Source organism: Haemophilus seminalis (assembly GCF_006384255.1).
Classification (GTDB): Bacteria; Pseudomonadota; Gammaproteobacteria; order Enterobacterales; family Pasteurellaceae; genus Haemophilus; species Haemophilus seminalis.
Genome location: NZ_VCED01000003.1, coordinates 36,301 through 54,034, shown reverse-complemented (window position 1 = coordinate 54,034; position 17,734 = coordinate 36,301). Strand labels below are relative to the sequence as shown.

Sequence of the window (17,734 nt, the reverse complement as noted above, 5' to 3'; positions counted from 1 at the left end):
CGCATTGAAGTATTTTTTCACCTACTGAAATATGGTAGGATTAGCGCCATTAATAGCATTCTCGCAGGACTAGCACGCGTAAGGAATAAAGATGGATTTAAATACAATTTTGATTATTGTGGGCATTTTGGCACTTGTTGCCTTAATCGTGCACGGATTATGGTCAAATCGTCGTGAGAAATCAAAATATTTTGATAAAGCTAATAAATTTGACCGCACTTCTCATGTGCAAAGATCCCATACGCAAGAAGAAACGCAACCAACAAATGCTAATTTGTCTCACGTCACTACAGCGCAAGCAAATGCACCAATTCGTCATCAAGTAATGCCTAATGCAGCAGTAAATCAAGAACCTGTTGATTATAGACAAAGTGAAAAAAGTGTCGATGACATTAAGATTTCAATTCCAAATGTTCAACCTGTTTATGATATGGGAAATCATCGTTCTGAGCCGTTAAAGCCGACTCAACCACAATATGATATGCCAACATCAAATAGCGTTGCGAATATGACATTGGAACAAATTGAAGAACAAAGCAAAAATACTAGTTTCGATGGAATTAATTCATCATCACCAGAATTAAGAGCGCAACTTGCAGAATTAGCTCACGAAGAACGTCAAGTGGACTACAACGTATCTTTTAATGAACCAAAAGAAACAACAGCTAAACCGAAACAAACAACTGGATATATTCAACTTTATCTTATTCCAAAATCTAGCGACCAATTTAACGGTGCGAAATTAGTACAAGCACTTGAAAACTTAGGGTTTATCTTGGGTGAGGATGAAATGTATCACCGCCACTTAGATTTAAGTGTGGCAAGTCCAGTTCTCTTTAGCGTGGCAAATTTAGAACAGCCTGGAACATTTGATTCTTACAACTTAGTAGATTTCAGCACAATGGGAATTGTATTCTTTATGCAACTACCATCACCAGGTAATAATCTCGCTAATTTACGAATGATGATCCGCGCTGCTCATACATTAGCCGAAGATTTACAAGGCATAGTGCTTACTGAAGAACAAGAAATCTTTGATGAAAATGCAGAGCAAACATATCTTGCTCGCGTGTAAATTCATACCTTAAATTTACCGCACTTTTATCTTTATTGAGACAGGCTTTATGCCTGTCTATTTTCACTATAAACAAACAAAAAGTGCGGTCATTTTTCCTCGAGAATTTTATGACAAATATTCAAACTCAAATAGACAATCTACGCAAAACCTTGCGCCAATATGAATATGAATATCACGTTCTAGATAATCCAACCGTGCCTGATAGCGAATATGATCGTCTATTTCATCAGCTAAAAGCGTTAGAACTAGAACATCCAGAATTTCTTACTTCAGACTCCCCAACTCAACGTGTTGGTGCAAAACCACTTTCTGGGTTTAGCCAAATTCGTCATGAAATTCCCATGCTCTCTTTAGATAATGCTTTTTCCGATGAAGAATTCAATGCCTTTGTAAAACGCATTGAAGATCGTTTAATCATATTACCTAAACCGCTTACCTTCTGTTGCGAACCTAAACTTGATGGTTTAGCAGTGAGTATTTTGTATGTAAATGGCGTGCTCACCCAAGCAGCCACTCGTGGTGATGGCACCACAGGCGAAGATATTACAGCCAATATCCGCACTATTCGTAATATCCCATTACAACTTCTAACGGACAATCCTCCCACACGCTTAGAAGTGCGAGGCGAAGTTTTTATGCCACACGCAGGATTTGAGCGTTTAAATGAATATGCACTAGAACATGGTGAAAAGACCTTTGCTAACCCTCGTAATGCGGCAGCAGGCTCTTTGCGTCAACTTGATCCTAATATTACAAGTAAACGCCCATTGGTATTAAATGCTTATGGCATTGGGATTGCTGAAGGCGTTGAACTACCAAACACTCATTATGCTCGTTTGCAATGGCTAAAATCTATCGGTATTCCAGTGAATCCAGAAATTCGTTTATGTAATGGCACAAATGAAGTTTTAGATTTTTACCGGGATATTCAAAATAAACGAAGCTCACTAGGTTATGACATTGACGGAACTGTATTAAAAATCAATGATATAGCCTTACAAAATGAACTAGGATTTATTTCCAAAGCACCTCGTTGGGCGATTGCTTATAAGTTCCCAGCCCAAGAAGAATTAACGGTGCTGAATGATGTTGAATTCCAAGTTGGCCGAACGGGTGCAATCACACCAGTCGCTAAATTAGAACCAGTATTTGTTGCAGGTGTCACAGTAAGCAATGCCACCTTACACAATGGTGATGAAATTGAACGCTTAAACATTGCTATTGGCGATACTGTTGTCATTCGTCGAGCGGGGGATGTGATTCCACAAATTATCGGAGTATTACATGAACGTCGCCCTGATAATGCTAAACCAATTATTTTCCCAATAAATTGCCCTGTGTGCGACTCTCAAATTATTCGTATTGAAGGCGAAGCGGTGGCTCGCTGTACGGGAGGATTATTCTGTGCTGCACAACGCAAAGAAGCGTTAAAACATTTCGTCTCTCGTAAAGCAATGGATATTGATGGTGTGGGTGGAAAATTAATAGAGCAATTAGTCGATCGCGAACTGGTTCATACACCAGCGGACTTATTTAAACTTGATTTAACTACGCTCACACGCTTAGAAAGAATGGGCGCAAAATCTGCAGAAAACGCTCTCAATAGTCTTGAAAAAGCCAAAAGCACGACCCTTGCTCGCTTTATTTTTGCTTTAGGCATACGTGAAGTAGGCGAAGCCACTGCATTAAATCTTGCGAATCACTTCAAAACCTTAGATGCGCTTAAAGCCGCTGATCTTGAGCAGCTTCAACAAGTGCCTGATGTGGGTGAAGTTGTAGCAAACAGAATTTTTGTATTCTGGCGTGAAGCACATAATGTTGCCGTTGTTGATGATTTAATCGCACAAGGTGTACATTGGGAAACAGTGGAAGTAAAAGAAGCCAGTGAAAACTTATTCAAAGATAAAACCGTCGTCCTCACTGGCACCCTCACTCAAATGGGTCGCAACGAAGCAAAAGTATTACTACAGCAGCTAGGCGCAAAAGTAAGTGGTTCTGTTTCCAGTAAAACGGACTTTGTCATCGCAGGCGACGCTGCTGGCTCTAAACTAGCCAAAGCGCAGGAACTAAATATTGCAGTATTAACAGAAGAAGAATTTTTAGAGCAGGTTAATATTTTAAATTAGTTAAATTAAAATCGTATAAACAAAAGCGGCCAAAAATTATCATATTTTTGACCGCTCTTTTGTATTTAAATATTAATTTATCTATTTACTGACATAGTCATTTATCTTCTTTCATCCTCACTTAAATACACAGTTGCACGGAGGCGGCTACCTCGCCCTACTCGTACGGTAAACAATCCTTGCTGAATGTTTCAACACGCAGCCGCGCGGAGGCGGCTGCCACTGGAAAGCAAATTTTGAGTACCTACTGCGAGTTTCAACACACAGCCGCGCGGAGGCGGCTGCGCTTTAATTTGCTCCTCAGTGACATCGTTGAGTGGTTTCAACACACAGCCGCGCGGAGGCGGCTGCCGCTATCAACAAATGCTAAATGAGTTACTGGCGGGTTTCAACACACAGCCGCGCGGAGGCGGCTGCTTAATGTTGATTTTAGGTTTTATGGGTTTGAATGGGGGTTTCAACACACAGCCGCGCGGAGGCGGCTGCCCAAATAATTTTTGACCCTTCGTATGTGCTACTTGTTTCAACACACAGCCGCGCGGAGGCGGCTGCCCGTCGAAGCCGTAAATATCGTATTCATTAAATGGTTTCAACACACAGCCGCGCGGAGGCGGCTGCTTACGCCCTAAACGGGTTTGATGAAAGTTAAAATAGTTTCAACACACAGCCGCGCGGAGGCGGCTGCCCCCTAAATAAATAAAACAAGATATAAATAAAAGGTTTCAACACACAGCCGCGCGGAGGCGGCTGCAGCTATGTTAAAAACTGAAAATGAGGAATTAAGAGTTTCAACACACAGCCGCGCGGAGGCGGCTGCCTGTTTTCCATAAAATCAATATTTTTGAAAGATTGTTTCAACACACAGCCGCGCGGAGGCGGCTGCTTGATTTTGAGCTAAAGGATAAATTAAACCGTACTGTTTCAACACACAGCCGCGCGGAGGCGGCTGCTTGGGTAATTGGCTTCCAAAACTAACATATCTTTGTTTCAACACACAGCCGCGCGGAGGCGGCTGCGTTTGAATATCGCCAGTCAAGAAAATCGAGGTAGAGTTTCAACACACAGCCGCGCGGAGGCGGCTGCTCAGTGATTTGGTTTCAGCAACTTTTGCGGACCCTGTTTCAACACACAGCCGCGCGGAGGCGGCTGCAATTTATATCTTTTACACCTTGAGCAGGGTAGTGTTTCAACACACAGCCGCGCGGAGGCGGCTGCTTTTTCTTACGCTTTGCTCAACCATCACTTACGGTTTCAACACACAGCCGCGCGGAGGCGGCTGCTGCGATAATCCTTACTCTGAGGCCATTGTTACCAAGTTTCAACACACAGCCGCGCGGAGGCGGCTGCCTCTATTAATTGTTGTTTTATGCCTTCATAAGCTAGTTTCAACACACAGCCGCGCGGAGGCGGCTGCTCTTCGGCTACTATGATCATGACGATCATAGTTGTTTCAACACACAGCCGCGCGGAGGCGGCTGCTCTCTACATAAAAAAGCAAGAAAAATCAGCGTATTAAACACTGTATTTCGCTAACTGATTTTATGATAAGGAGTTTAATAAGTATAACGGTCATACCGCCGTTATACAAATAGATTAACTTATTCAAATTGTTAAAGAAAATAAGGATCGCTATCCCATCAGGGTTTTAATGAGAACAACAGGTTAGCGAACTAAATGACAAGCACGTCTTTAAATACATCTATTGCTGGTTTTGCCCCATGATGTTCCACTTTATTACGCCACTTACTGCCTAAATGATAAAAACGCAGACTGTCACATGTAGGGTCGTAGGTTTCCAACAGTTTGTTTTTCAATATGACCCACTGGTCAGGCGTGACATCACATTCAAATACCGAATATTGCGCCCGCACGCCGTAATCTAAGCAATGTTTTGCAATGCGGCGCAATCGCGCTTGCCCATTTGGATCATCAAAAGAAATGTCGTAAGTAATCAGCATTAACATAGTTTATCTCATCAAAAACGGCGGGTATTCCGCCAAATCCCCGCGCAGATGACGCGCCAAAAGCATCGCCTGAATATACGGCAGCAGCCCGATTTCTACTTCTTCGCCCAAAAACGGATGAACGATTTTCTCCTGCTTTTTCGCCTGCAAAGCTTGGAACAACAGCTTACGCGCATCGGCTTTCAAACTTACCGCGCCGCTTGCTTCGGTAACAAAATCCTGCGGTTTGATTTGCCCGCGGTTAATCAGCGACAGCACCAACCTGTCTGCCCACCACGCGCGGAATTCTTCCAAAATATCCTGCGCCAAACTGTCGCGCCCCGACCGGTCGGCATGCAGAAAGCCTACCTGCGGATCCAGCCCCACGCCTTGCAGCGCGCCGCTGATGTCCTTGCCCAACAAACTGTACACAAACGACAACAGCGCATTCACCCCGTCTCTGGGCGGACGGCGGTTGCGCCCATCAAAAGAAAAGCCGCTTTTTTCGCTCAAAAGCTGCCCGAACACGCCGAAATAACTCGCCGCCGCATCGCCCTCAATCCCGCGCACCATGTCCAGCTCCGCTGCGCTCTTCAACTGCCGCAGCGAAATGTTCAAAGAATCGACCGCACTTTGAATCGCCGAATTCTCGCCGTAATTGCGAATCTGCCGCTGAAGCCCCCGCTTACTCGCCTGAATCTTCGCAGCGATGATACTACGCGCAATCGGCACAGGATTTTGCTCCGACACCCGATACTGCGCCCGACGCAACAGCACATTGCCGCTCTGCCGCCCCTGAAGCCGTCCCAAGAAATGACCGTTTTCGGTAAAAAACGCCAAATTCACATTATTTTCACCGCAAAACCCCAGCAAAAACGGCGACACCAGCACATTCCCAAAACAGAAAATATGCCCGATGGAATGTACCGGCAACTGTGCTACCTTCTTACGCTCCTGCTCCACAACCAGCGTTTCCCTCTCCTTATGCAGATAGCTGCCTTGGGTGGTGATATAGAGCGTGTTTTGTAGTTTACGCATGGGGAACTCCTTGGATTTTGACCGCACTTTTGGGGTGCTGGTTGGGTCACCTGAAAATTATTGGCAGATTGGATTAGGGTGAACACGATAACTCAGCATAGAATCCCTACAAATAAGACGATATTTTTTCAATGATTAACTCTGCCCTCTTATCAATAAATTTCTCAAACTCTTTCTCTAACCATAAGCTTTCGTCATCTGGTATAAGATGAATTTTCACATACTGCTTTTTATCTTTAACATTATCTTTATTATTAATCCAATCATTAAATGAACTTGAATTTTTATTACCTCTATTTGTTGAATAATCTAATAGTTGATAATTTGAAATACTATTAATCTTATCCCAAGAATAGTTATAACTTTGCAAAATAAATTTTGGCATGATGTGATCAACATCATTAACTCTCAAGCTCTCTTTACGATCATACATTAAATAATAAACAAAAGAAGAATCTAAGTTATTTAAAGATTCTTTAGAGTAATTTAGATCAAAGTTTAAGGGATGTTGAATATAAACATCGAATAAATCTTTTACTGGAAATTCCTCATTTTTAAAATCTTTAATCACGCTGAGTAATTTCCTAATCCCTGTTTTATAAGATACCCAGCCAGCTCCTCGGCTACGAAACACACCATTTAATAAAGAATGATATAACCAGCTTTTCATTGGGATATAATCAAAATTACCAGTTTCAAAATTATTGAAATATGATTTTATTTCATCTAACTCTAATTTTTTATGAAATAAATGATATGCAATAAAAAATAGCGGTATAAACGAACGACTGCCATCTTTATAATAATCATACAATTTTGAATGTTTTAAAAATTGTTTTGTTGCATATAAAGAAGATTCAATTTTTTCTTTATTAAGAATTGCAAAATTGGCATCACTATCTTCTATATTAGCCATTTCTTTATTATGATTATCCTGCAGAATAAATATAAGTTTAATTAAATTATCTTGTGTAAGACCAATATCATCATATTGAGATAAAATCTCTCTTAGAAAGCCCTCCATCCTCCAATCAAACCCTTTTAAAATAGAGGCAACCAAATCAAATGAAGATAATTTTGTACCACCATCATTCAGTCTTCTAAACAATTCCACAATACGCTGTCTGTTTTCAAGATCCGGTCTGGTTTTATTGATATTTACAATAGAAACACCAAGGCTATCCGATGAAATAATATTTTTATAAAACGCTTTAATATTCTTTTTGATATGATCTCTTTCTAATTCATCTTTAATATCAAAATCATCAATTAATTCATCTGCAACTTGTTCTTCATCATTGGTATCTTTTAATTTGTTTAATAATGTACCAGCCTCATACCATAAGTGTCTTGATAGGCTCCTGCCATCATCTTTAGATGATGACGGTAATGAACTTTTGTCTTTTTCAAATTTGAACTCGTATTGAGATAAATAGTTACTATATAAATCAAAATATAAATATTTTCCATTTAAACTGCCCATTAATCCCATATAAAAAGTTTGTAACCGCTGTTGTCCATCAATGATAAAAAATTGAGTTTGTTCTAATTTATCAATTTCTTTACTATTAACCAGTTCGCCAGTTTTGCTGAATCGACGATAATTGAATAAAGGCATCTTACCTTTTTCTTCTTTTATGGCTATCACACCACTGAAACTATCTCCTTTTAATAAGGTGTCAAATAATAATTCCATTTTTTCTTCTGTCCACACCAAAGACCTTTGAATCACAGGTAAAACATATTTACCTTCATCAATTTCATTAATCACATCAGAAATACGGTATGTTTTCCAATTTGCCATATTAATTACCTCAAAAATAAAATAAAATAAATTCAGTTATTCTCTAACTCAAACAACTCCTCTACATACCCCACACTTCTATCCCGTTTCCCCAGCAACTCAGGCTGACAAATCTCCACCAGAGAGCAGGCTTTGCAGCGTTTGCCGTAGTCGGGTGGCGGTGTTTTGCCGCTGTTTAGAAGTTCGCGCACGGCAGCGATGGTGACGAGTGTTTGGGCGCGCAGGTCGTCTGAAAATACGACGGGAACGCGGTGGCGGGTTTGCATATACCACAGCGCGCCCTCAGAGACGGTTTGCCCCGTCATTTCTTCCAAGCACAAGCCTTGGGCGCAAAGCTGAATTTCATCCATCGGGTCGGGTTTGGGCTTGCCGCGTTTGTATTCCACGGGTTTCAGACGGCCTGTTTTCGTTTCCACCTCCACCAAATCCAGCACGCCGCTGATGCCCAGTTTTTCCGCCGACACATGCACTGCCCGCTCAAAGCGCACGCCCTTGCGCGTTTCCAGCTCGCCCGAATCTACCCGCTCATGCAGCGCCTTGCCCTGCGCAGTCAAATAGTTCTCCGCCCACGCCTTCTCGTTGTGAATCAGGGCGCATTGGCGCGAGCAGAAGGCGTAGTGTTGCAGGGCGGAAAGGGGAATCAGGCGCGTGTCCTGAGTTTCCCCTTTGGCTTTGGCTGAAAGTGCGGTCATCTTTTTAAGTGTTTTTAAAGCAGTTCTTCCACACTCACGCCATTTAAGCCATCTGAAACTACGCTGATGTTGTAATCACCAAAACCGCTTGCGGGCGTACCTGATTCGCCGTTTACGCGTTCGACTTTTACGGCGTCAAACAGTTTATGTGCAGGCTGGCTGCCGAGTGCGCTATCGTGTTTGAAAACAATCAGTTTGCGTGCCGCCATTTCGCCACGGGCGGCGGAGCGGTCATGCTCAAACATCAGCGTCAGGGCTTGCCAGAGTTTGGCTAAGTCGTCGTCTGAAAAACCGGTTTTGGCGGCAAGGTTGGCGGAGATAAAGCCGTGCACGCGGTAGAGCGCGTAAGGGACAATGTATTTGCGCCCCATAGTGCGTTCTTTTTCCAAGTCTTTTTCGTTGGTGACCGCCATGCGGGTGATAGAAACTTCCAGTGGCACAATCGGGTCGATGGATTGGGCAAACGCCAGCTGCACCGGGCCGCGCACTTGTCCGCTGTTGACTTCGGTGGTCATCACGGCGCCGAAGGTGCGGATATCAAAGAAGTTTTTACACATCCAAGCGGTAATGTCGCGGGCTTTGGCTTCGTCTTTAGGCAGTTTTTTGGCTTCAAATTCTATACCGAGCGCTTCATAGGCGCGTTTGTTTTGCAGGTTTAACACGCTTTTTTCTTTGACGTAGATTTCATAACCGGCTTTGTTTTCGCTGCTGATTTCTACAAAATTACGGATTTTGCGTTTCAGGCAGACATCGGTTACCAAGCCTTTGCTGGATTCGGGGTCAAGGCGTGGCATATTGCCCGCATCGGGATCGCCGTTGGGGTTGCCGTTGGTTACGTCAAAAAAGTAAACAAATTCATAGCGGTTTTGAATAGCAGACATTTTCTGGCTCCTTAGTTTTCAATGGTTTCAGCGGTTTCTTTTTTAGAAAAATAACTTTGTTTTTGATGGTAATAGCCGATGGCGAAGCGGCCTTGCTCATCAATGCTCAAATGGCGCGGAAAGGTTTCGGGCAGTTTGGCAATGATTTCGCCCAAATCTTTATCCAAATTCACCGCCATGCCGGCTTTGTCTTTACGCAGGCGCGATAAATGGTGTTTTGCGCCCGACAAAAGGCGCGGAAAAACGGAAAACGGCACGGCGGATGCAGAACCGTAATAGCGGTCGGCAATGCCTGCGTTTAATTCGCCCAGCGCCTGATATTGGATGCGCTCCAACACGGCAAACAGCCGCCCTAAAAGATAGGCGCGATTCGGGCTTTCATTGTTCAAACTCATAGGAACTCCTTCTTCGATAAAACCTTTTCTAAAACGCCGCTCTAATACGGCTTTCATCATTGCCACGCGCAGACCGTTCACGTCGCCGTCGGCGCGGATTCGGGTAATCAGTTGCGACAGCAAACTTAAGGGGTACGGCGTGCCGCAAATCACGGCGCGGGTCATTTCGCCTGCCAACACGGGCGAGATATTTTCGCTTTTGCCCAATACGGCAGTTTGCAATAAGAGTCGCCAAATAGACGGCGGCGTTTTCCATGCGCAAGGTTCAATAGCTAAATCTTGCCAATGCTGCGCCAAATTTTCCGCCAACTGCCCAAAGGTGGTATCCAGCCAAAACCGAACAGAAATCCGCGCGGCATTGGGGGCAAGCCCTAAGATATAAAAACGGGTATTGGGAGAGAGTTCGGGTGCAATTTCTTGCAGCGGGCGACCTTTGTTACTTATTTGTTTCAATACGTTGAAAACTTTGGCACTTTCTTGTTCGTCATCCGGAGGCGTAAATACGTGCGCGAAGAAACCTTCGGCAGCCTGCTCCGTCGCGTTATCGTCCGCTTCCGCCCAAAAGACCGTGCTGGCGTCGCCGATGGTCAAACAATGATTATTTTCGCGGCGTAACAGATAGTTCAGCGCAGTGGTGTAGGCAAATGCGGATTGTTCGGAAACAGGGGCATTTGCGCCTTGCTCCTTGCCAAACGAGGCAAAGGCTTCTTTGTTGAACGAAATAATCGAACCGCCGGAGCTTTGCCCGCCAAACACGCCTTTAATCGCCGGATGCAGCCGTGCAATCGGGGCGTTATCGCCGCTAATCAGGCACAAGCCCTCGAGCGCTTCGTCGCTTTTCAGGCAGCCTGCCCACAAGCTCTGCGCGGCTTCGCGTTTATGGATAAGTGCGGTCGGTTTTTCAAGAGAAAATGCGATGTTGGCATCGAGCATTTCGGCAGGCAGATTTTCGGCGGCGAAATGTGCAGGCTGCCAGTTTTGCAGAAAACGGCACAAGGCTTGCAGGCCTTCATCGTCGCTGTTTTGCAGTAAATCGAGATGGTATTGCTTGAAGGCATCAAAAGTTTTTTCAGACGGCGTAAACGGTTTTTCTTTCGCCTCGGCTTTGTTTTTATTGGCTTCCACGCCAAGCGCGTAGGCGGTTTTGTCCCACAAAAAATTCGGTTTGATGCCCGACGTGCGTTTTTCAGGGCGCGGCACGCTCATCAGCTTCGGCTGCGGCTTTTTATCGGCGGTCAGATTCGGCACAACGGTTTTCAGACGACCTTCTTTGTCCAACACCAAAATCAAGCCGATTTTTTCCTCGCTAAAGCCATAAGGCGGCACTTTCGGGTTGCCCATTTCATCGTTTTCCGCTGCCAAACGGCGGTAATAGCGGGCAAGGGAGGCAAGAATCATGCTTTCACCTCCTCGGCGTAAAACGGCGGCACATCAATTACGCCTTCTTTCATTTGTGCACGGAAAAAATGCGGCGTGTTGCCGTGGTCAAAATCAATATCGTGCAGCATCCAGCCCAAATCACGGTTTGCATCGTTTTCTGATAACGCCGACAGCGGCAGCGGCTCGCCTTCGTCAATTAAGGCAAAATCGGCAGAAAATTCACGCACGCCCAAACAAGGCTGCTGAAAACATTGCCCCTTTTTCGCACGGCGTTTGAACATCTCGATATGCTTGGTAACGGTCTCATCCACGCCCGCTTTTGCCGTCAGCACCGCATGGGCTTCAATCACATAAGCCACGTCTTTAAGCACCGTCGCCGCGCGCTGCTGGCGGTCGTCTTCAATCAGCGTATATAAATCGGCAACGCTTTTACGCTTCATCGCACCGCTAACCTTACCCGCCGAAATCTTGCCGCCCAACTCATTGCGCCGCACCGACTCAAACCGAATCGGTTTCAACACATAAATCCGGTCAATCACCCACCGAATCGCCGGCTTCCAATGCACCGCCGCCAAAATCCCGCGCGCCGCCGACGGCGTGATGACATCATAAGACACCCGCTCCACCTTCATCTCCGGACGGGTAAAACAGGCATAATCGCCCCAAACGTGTAGGCGGATTTGGTTTGCCATACAAACTCCTTAACACACAGCCGCCCGAAGGCGGCTGATTTTTTTTAATACTGATAACCTATCAGCTTTAGTTTCAATACACGTATTTTAAGAATACGATACTATAAATTATTTTCGATAAACCATTCTTAAATGCTAAAAAATAGAAGATTATAATTTAGTTACGATCTTTCACTTAATATCTTCTGATATTCAGTTTTAATCATTGTTCTAATTTTCTCTGATATATCATTTTCAATATTCTTTCTGATCGAAGCAGTTGGCTGATTGTCATAGTTAGATCCTGTTATCACAAAAGTAAGCTCAGCATCTTTATCAAATGATGATCTTTTTCTTGACGAAGAACTAAAGAAAAAACAAATCTTTAAAGTTCCTGATTTTACCCCCTCTGAGTATTTATAAGTTACAAGCATATTATGAATATAGTAATACTCATAATATATTTCATCTGACATTAAAAAAATATCATGCAACCGATTTCCATCAATTTTCATTGACGTAACCGTATTATTCATCCAAGAGACTTTAGGATCATTAGGTAATGGATTTTTCGAACCTTCCCTGCTAATAACTATCTCATTCACATTATCTAATTTTAAATATTCACCTAGTCCACCTGTTAATCTTTTGAAAAACCTAACTCTCTCTATATCTTTAAAACTAGCAAAAGTAATCCTCTCTTCTACATCACTCTTAGTAACACCTGATTGTTTTAGTTCTTTCGCAATCGCAACACCAAGCCTACGGTTTATAAGTTCGGTCTCACCAGATGTATGAGTATAAATAGATTCTAAGCTAATTCCATCATTTTGCTTTTCAATAATAATTTCTCCATAAAAATCAAGCTCCCTATTCAAAAAATCTTTACTAAAATCTTTTCTCTTTATCTCGTATTGAATTTTAGCTTTATTATTTCCAATAAATGTAAGTTTGGGTTTAGTATTTATTTCAATATTAGGGATATCTCGAAAAATATCAAAATCAGAAGAGAATAAGTTTTTTAAAGGTTCCTTCCAATTTATACCTTCATTAGACAACTCTAATTTTGAAATTTTACTTTTAGGCTTTAAATTTCTTGCAATGGATTTATCAATAATATTAGAGTATTCATTTGGTGTTAACAGTGTAGCGACAAGAAGGGGAACAGAAAAAGTTTTATCGCCATCCCCACAAAATACACCTTTATTTTTTAAGGTATTATTTATTTCACCTTCAGAAATATGCTTGCTATTGAGAAGAACTCGTAATTCATTTCCAGATGGAATCAAACCTTTTAGATCTAATTTATTTTCCATTGTTTACTCCTGAAGCAAATCTAAAATTGAACTATTGTAAGAAAAAGGAATGATCTCTTCTCTTCTATCTTTAAATGAAGAACGAATCATTTTAGCCATATCTTCATTAATGACCGAATTGTAATCAGGAAATCCAATATAAATTTTTGAAACTAAGCCAGCAGAAAAATTTAAAGCATAGGCTATAAGGTTTTTATATGCTATATCGCTAAAAATTTCTCTACTATATAAGTAAAATTGATTTTGACTATCTACTGAAACAATAGCTGGTATAATATCTGAAACAATTAACTCTATAGGTAAAAAATGACCTTTCCTATCTAATTCAACTGAAATAGAAGTTCCGATCTTAGGATAATAAAATTGATATTCTCCATTACAAGATCGTTTTTCTAGATCATTTATTACTTTTAAAAGAAAGCTTGCTCTAGCACTATCTATAACATAATAGGGGGTATCGCCCTTTAAATCTGGTCTAGACTTTGCAATAATAGGCAAAATGCTTCGATCAATTTCATTTTTATTACTATGTAACCAAATCAGTATCCCAATATCTTTTCGATTCTTTTTGATGGTAGTCAGTCCAATCAATGAATTGAATTCTTCATCATACTTTGCACATGCAATAATTTCCTCAAGCCCTTTAATATGACTTCTGAATTCGCTAGTAACAGCAAACTCACTAGTTCCATATCCTTCCATTTTATGTTTAACAGAAATATGAGCTATAACCGTTGTATCATCATGAAATGGAGTATCATATAAATATATTATATCCTCTCCATGACTTTTCTTTTGATTTCCTGAACTATTTACATGATTATCATCAGAGCATGCAATCGAAATATTATGAATTTGTTCTTTCCACCCTATTTTCTCTAACAATTTTTTAGCAATCTTCTCACCAATATCACCAGATTTTTTTGAAATTTCACCTGCCATATTATTTTCCTTCTTTAATATCAACGATTGCTTTATAGCCAAAATCAGTCTTTTGAACTTCAAATGACATAATTTTTGTATTAGGATTTGAAATCACAATTTCTATGCCATCTAATAACGGAATTTTCTTTGATATTACTTTGATATATTTTGATAGTCTTGATTTATCAACTGAAAAATCGACATCTAAATCAGCCCCATGTTTAATACCAAATCCATCTACAATAGAATTAATATCTTCTTCATGAAGAAAATTACTAGATATTTTTTTTAACTGATTAATTGAGAATGAATCTTCATTTGCTAAAAATTCTGAAAATTTCAAAATATTTTCTGGATTCGTAATTTTCTTAGAAATTGCAGCACTAATGCCACCGATTATTTGTGTATATTTCTTAGGGGTGTTTTTAGGAGTTGCTTTTATAAATGACTCTAACCAATATTTGGTTTTTTTTCCTAAGCTATCAATAATAAAAGTAATATCTTCAATAGATAAAATTACAGCGCCTTTTTGAATAGAATCGATAGCAATACCATCTCGTTTAATAATCTCAATGATTCCATTGTGATTTTCAACATCTAAATAACTGTTTTTGGTCTCAATTCTAAATAAGCCAATAGCCTGAATATATTGTTCAGCATATTTTATTCCAGTAAATAATATTTCAATAAATTCTCCTCCGCCAATATTTGGATGAGATGAGCAAATATATAAATGTTTTGCTATAGCTAAAGAAGCATTAAAGAAATTTTCATTATCTTCAAATATCAGTGATGTATAATGCTTAACTAAATTAAGATTGATATTAGATTCATGAGTTAGAGTATATTCATTTTCACTCTTTAAAACAGGAAGAAGAAAATGTTTTAATAAAAGTTCATCTAACGCTGAGTGGCTTTCTAGTTCAGCATCTGATAACTGCATACCTTCATCTCTGAACTGATTCCCTATTTTATGAACAATTACTTTTTCAACTTTTGCTTCACTTAAATCAAATTTCTCAGTCATTATCTTATCTCCACCAATCACTCGTAATTTTCATTACGAGTCAATTATCTCCCTACTTTTAGGAGAATGCAATATTTTTTTCTAAAGGTGTTAAGTTAATCAAAAAACCAAACTCTCTCCCTTCAAAAACTCCGTATCCTCCCAAGAAAGCCCTGCCACCTCATCATATAAATCCAGCCCGATCAGCGTATAAAACTGTTTGCCGAAGTTTTTCTCGTTAATCGGTTCGATACGCCCTGCTTTATACAAAGCGACGAGGGCTTTTTCGGGGATTTGGACGGTGTAGGGTTGCAGTTTGCGTAAGAGTCCGCCGATGTGGTCGGCATGGTGCAGGCTGCTAATGAGGTTTTCAGCCTCACCATCGAAGGGAATAATCAGCGGCTGCATGTGGCTTTCGATCATGCGAAACTTGTCGGCTATGGTTTGGAATGGGAAATCGAGGCTTTGTCCTGTATCGTTGTGCATTTTCAGAATTTTTTTATTGTCCAGTTCACTGCCTTTTAATTGATAAAGCTCGGCGAAGTAGGCGGCGATAGCCTGGGTGGATAAGAGGTCGTCTGAAAAGCTGTCAGCTGTCAGGCGCATAACGGCGGCTTGGGCGGCAAGTTCAGGCGGGGCTTTCCATTGTTCTTCTGGCGTAAATATCCAGACAAAGCTGTTTTCAGACGCCCTTTTACCTTCGCGGTTGCAGCGTCCAGCGGCTTGCGCAACGCTGTCTAAACCTGCTTCGGCGCGCATCACCAGCGGAAAATCCACATCAACGCCGGCTTCAATTAAGGAGGTGGCGATGACGCGGCAGGGTTCGCCGTTTTTCAGACGACCTCGGATTTCATCGAGCTTTTGGCTGCGGTGTTTGGCGCACATTAAGGTAGTAAGGTGAAATGTGCCCTCAAGGTGTTTGGCTTGGTCGTACAGGCTGCGGGCGTGGCGGCGGTTATTGACAATAACGAGCATTTGCGGGTGTTCACCAAGTTTGGTGAGCAAGTCGGCGTCGGTTTGTGTGCCGATGTGTTGCACGGTGGTTCGGCGCAGTTTGTCGAAAAGTGCGGTCGGTTTCGGGGCGATTTCGCGCACGTTTTCAAAGCCGCGATAGAAGCCGTTTTCAGCTTGCACGGCTGGCTGGGTGGCGGTGCACATGATGATGCTGCAGTGGTAGTTTTGCGCCAATTCTTTGATGGCTTGCATGATGGGCAACAAAAGATTGAGCGGCAGCATTTGCGCTTCGTCGAGGATGATGACGGAGCCTGCGATGTTGTGCAGCTTGCGGCAACGCGAGGAGCGGTCGGCAAAGAGGGATTCGAAGAATTGCACGGCGGTGGTAACAACAATCGGCGCGTCCCAGTTTTCTGAGGCTAGACGTAATTTGTCTTTAGTGGCTTCGTCTTGTAGTTTGCCGTCGTCGAAGGTGCTGTGGTGTTCCAGCACGGCTTGTTCGCCCAATTCACCAAAGGCTTTGCGGAATTCGGCGGCATTTTGCTCGATGATGCTGGTGAACGGAATGACGTAAATCACACGCCGCATGTCGTGCTGTTTGGCGTGTTCCAGTGCGAACGCCATGGAAGTGAAGGTTTTACCGCCGCCGGTCGGCACGGTGAGCGTGAATAGCCCTTGCAGTTGTGCCGCTTGTTCTACGGCGTAATCGAGAATTTCGCTGCGCAGGCGGTTTAAGGTGGCATTGCGTTTTTCGGCTTCAGTTTGCTCTGGAGCTTGGGCGATACGTCGTCTGAAATTGTTGATAAATTGATTGAAATTGTCTTGTAAGGCGTTTAAATCGGGATAGCCGCCGCGCTCGACGGCTTTGTTTTCTAGGTTTGAATAAAAGGCTTCGGTGTCGAGATAATCGGCATCCACCAAGCAGGAATAAAGCATTCGTGTAAAAAAAGCGTAGGAGAAAAAAGGATGATGCGTGTCAGCTTTGAGTGGCGGTACAGACAGAGTTTCCGGGAGCTTGATTTCTTGTTGCCACAGGTTATCGAGGGCGGGAATATCTGCGCCGAATTGCAATGCCAAACGATCCTTTAACGTGCGGCGGTTATCGCCTTCACCGTTTCCATTTGCCAACCCAGCATGATGCCCCGCAATGCAAAACGCCATTAGTTTGCCAATAACATTTACCCAACGCTCGACGGCAATTTTGGCTCCCGCAGTAGCATGATCGACTGATGGACCACCATGCAATCGATGATTAAAGGGTTCCGAATATTTCCCCACGTCATGAAGCTGTCCCATCTGGCAAGCAATTTCCTGCGCACCAAATACTCGCGCAAACTCCGACGCCATTTCGCCAACATTTACCGAATGGCTTTGTAAGGTTTGCCAATGTTCGTAAGGTAAAAGATTGCTGAGTTCGTCTTGTGCAGAATGGGCGTAGTACAGAAGCTTAGCAGGCATAAAAATAATCCTTTATATTTATGATTATTATTTGACCTAATCTACTCCTAATCCTCTTTTAATTCAAC

13 protein-coding genes and 1 CRISPR repeat array are annotated in these 17,734 nt (G+C 42.4%); of the genes, 2 read left to right on the top strand and 11 right to left on the bottom strand.

Annotation, left to right across the window (positions count from 1 at the left end; translation table 11 throughout):
• Window positions 1–91 precede the first annotated feature (91 nt).
• Together zipA and ligA are read left to right on the top strand one after the other, a co-directional pair.
• Window positions 92–1,075 carry a cell division protein ZipA gene (zipA, locus tag FE813_RS04630; protein ID WP_139989622.1) on the top strand — a complete coding sequence of 328 codons (984 nt, stop codon included), beginning with the start codon at window positions 92–94 and terminating at the stop codon, window positions 1,073–1,075.
• 110 nt (window positions 1,076–1,185) lie between these two features.
• Window positions 1,186–3,204, top strand: a complete 2,019-nt coding sequence (gene ligA / locus FE813_RS04625) for an NAD-dependent DNA ligase LigA (protein ID WP_139989621.1) — start codon at window positions 1,186–1,188, stop codon at window positions 3,202–3,204.
• A 188-nt stretch (window positions 3,205–3,392) separates the two neighbouring features.
• Window positions 3,393–4,683: direct repeats of the CRISPR family, unit length 32 nt; unit sequence GTTTCAACACACAGCCGCGCGGAGGCGGCTGC.
• A 191-nt stretch (window positions 4,684–4,874) separates the two neighbouring features.
• Here the strand turns inward: ligA and cas2 are convergent.
• The 11 genes from cas2 to cas3 form a co-directional block, all read right to left on the bottom strand.
• The gene (cas2, locus tag FE813_RS04620; RefSeq protein ID WP_139989619.1) at window positions 4,875–5,168 is read right to left on the bottom strand and encodes a CRISPR-associated endonuclease Cas2; all 294 of its coding nucleotides are present in this window, start codon (window positions 5,166–5,168) and stop codon (window positions 4,875–4,877) included.
• Window positions 5,169–5,171: 3 nt separating this feature from the next.
• Window positions 5,172–6,185: a type I-C CRISPR-associated endonuclease Cas1c gene (gene cas1c / locus FE813_RS04615; RefSeq protein WP_139989618.1), complete on the bottom strand. Its 1,014-nt coding sequence runs from the start codon at window positions 6,183–6,185 to the stop codon at window positions 5,172–5,174.
• A 106-nt stretch (window positions 6,186–6,291) separates the two neighbouring features.
• Window positions 6,292–7,989: a DUF262 domain-containing protein gene (locus FE813_RS04610; protein ID WP_139989617.1), complete on the bottom strand. Its 1,698-nt coding sequence runs from the start codon at window positions 7,987–7,989 to the stop codon at window positions 6,292–6,294.
• A 32-nt stretch (window positions 7,990–8,021) separates the two neighbouring features.
• On the bottom strand, window positions 8,022–8,681 hold the full coding sequence (cas4, locus tag FE813_RS04605; protein WP_139989616.1) for a CRISPR-associated protein Cas4: 660 nt from the start codon (window positions 8,679–8,681) through the stop codon (window positions 8,022–8,024).
• Between the two features lie 14 nt (window positions 8,682–8,695).
• A complete protein-coding gene (gene cas7c / locus FE813_RS04600; RefSeq protein ID WP_139989615.1) occupies window positions 8,696–9,562 on the bottom strand; it encodes a type I-C CRISPR-associated protein Cas7/Csd2 in 867 nt (288 codons plus the stop codon).
• Window positions 9,563–9,573: 11 nt separating this feature from the next.
• On the bottom strand, window positions 9,574–11,355 hold the full coding sequence (gene cas8c, locus FE813_RS04595; RefSeq protein ID WP_139989614.1) for a type I-C CRISPR-associated protein Cas8c/Csd1: 1,782 nt from the start codon (window positions 11,353–11,355) through the stop codon (window positions 9,574–9,576).
• Window positions 11,352–12,029 (bottom strand): type I-C CRISPR-associated protein Cas5c, encoded by a 678-nt coding sequence (gene cas5c / locus FE813_RS04590; protein WP_139989613.1) that lies wholly within the window; start codon window positions 12,027–12,029, stop codon window positions 11,352–11,354. Before cas5c ends, cas8c begins: the two co-directional genes overlap by 4 nt.
• A gap of 161 nt (window positions 12,030–12,190) precedes the next feature.
• On the bottom strand, window positions 12,191–13,324 hold the full coding sequence (gene gapS4b, locus FE813_RS04585) for a GapS4b family protein (RefSeq protein ID WP_139989612.1): 1,134 nt from the start codon (window positions 13,322–13,324) through the stop codon (window positions 12,191–12,193).
• A gap of 3 nt (window positions 13,325–13,327) precedes the next feature.
• The gene (gapS4a, locus tag FE813_RS04580; protein WP_139989611.1) at window positions 13,328–14,266 is read right to left on the bottom strand and encodes a GapS4a family protein; all 939 of its coding nucleotides are present in this window, start codon (window positions 14,264–14,266) and stop codon (window positions 13,328–13,330) included.
• A gap of 1 nt (window position 14,267) precedes the next feature.
• Window positions 14,268–15,275: a nucleoid-associated protein gene (locus FE813_RS04575; RefSeq protein ID WP_139989610.1), complete on the bottom strand. Its 1,008-nt coding sequence runs from the start codon at window positions 15,273–15,275 to the stop codon at window positions 14,268–14,270.
• A 99-nt stretch (window positions 15,276–15,374) separates the two neighbouring features.
• Window positions 15,375–17,666 carry a CRISPR-associated helicase Cas3' gene (cas3, locus tag FE813_RS04570; protein WP_139989609.1) on the bottom strand — a complete coding sequence of 764 codons (2,292 nt, stop codon included), beginning with the start codon at window positions 17,664–17,666 and terminating at the stop codon, window positions 15,375–15,377.
• Window positions 17,667–17,734 lie beyond the last annotated feature (68 nt).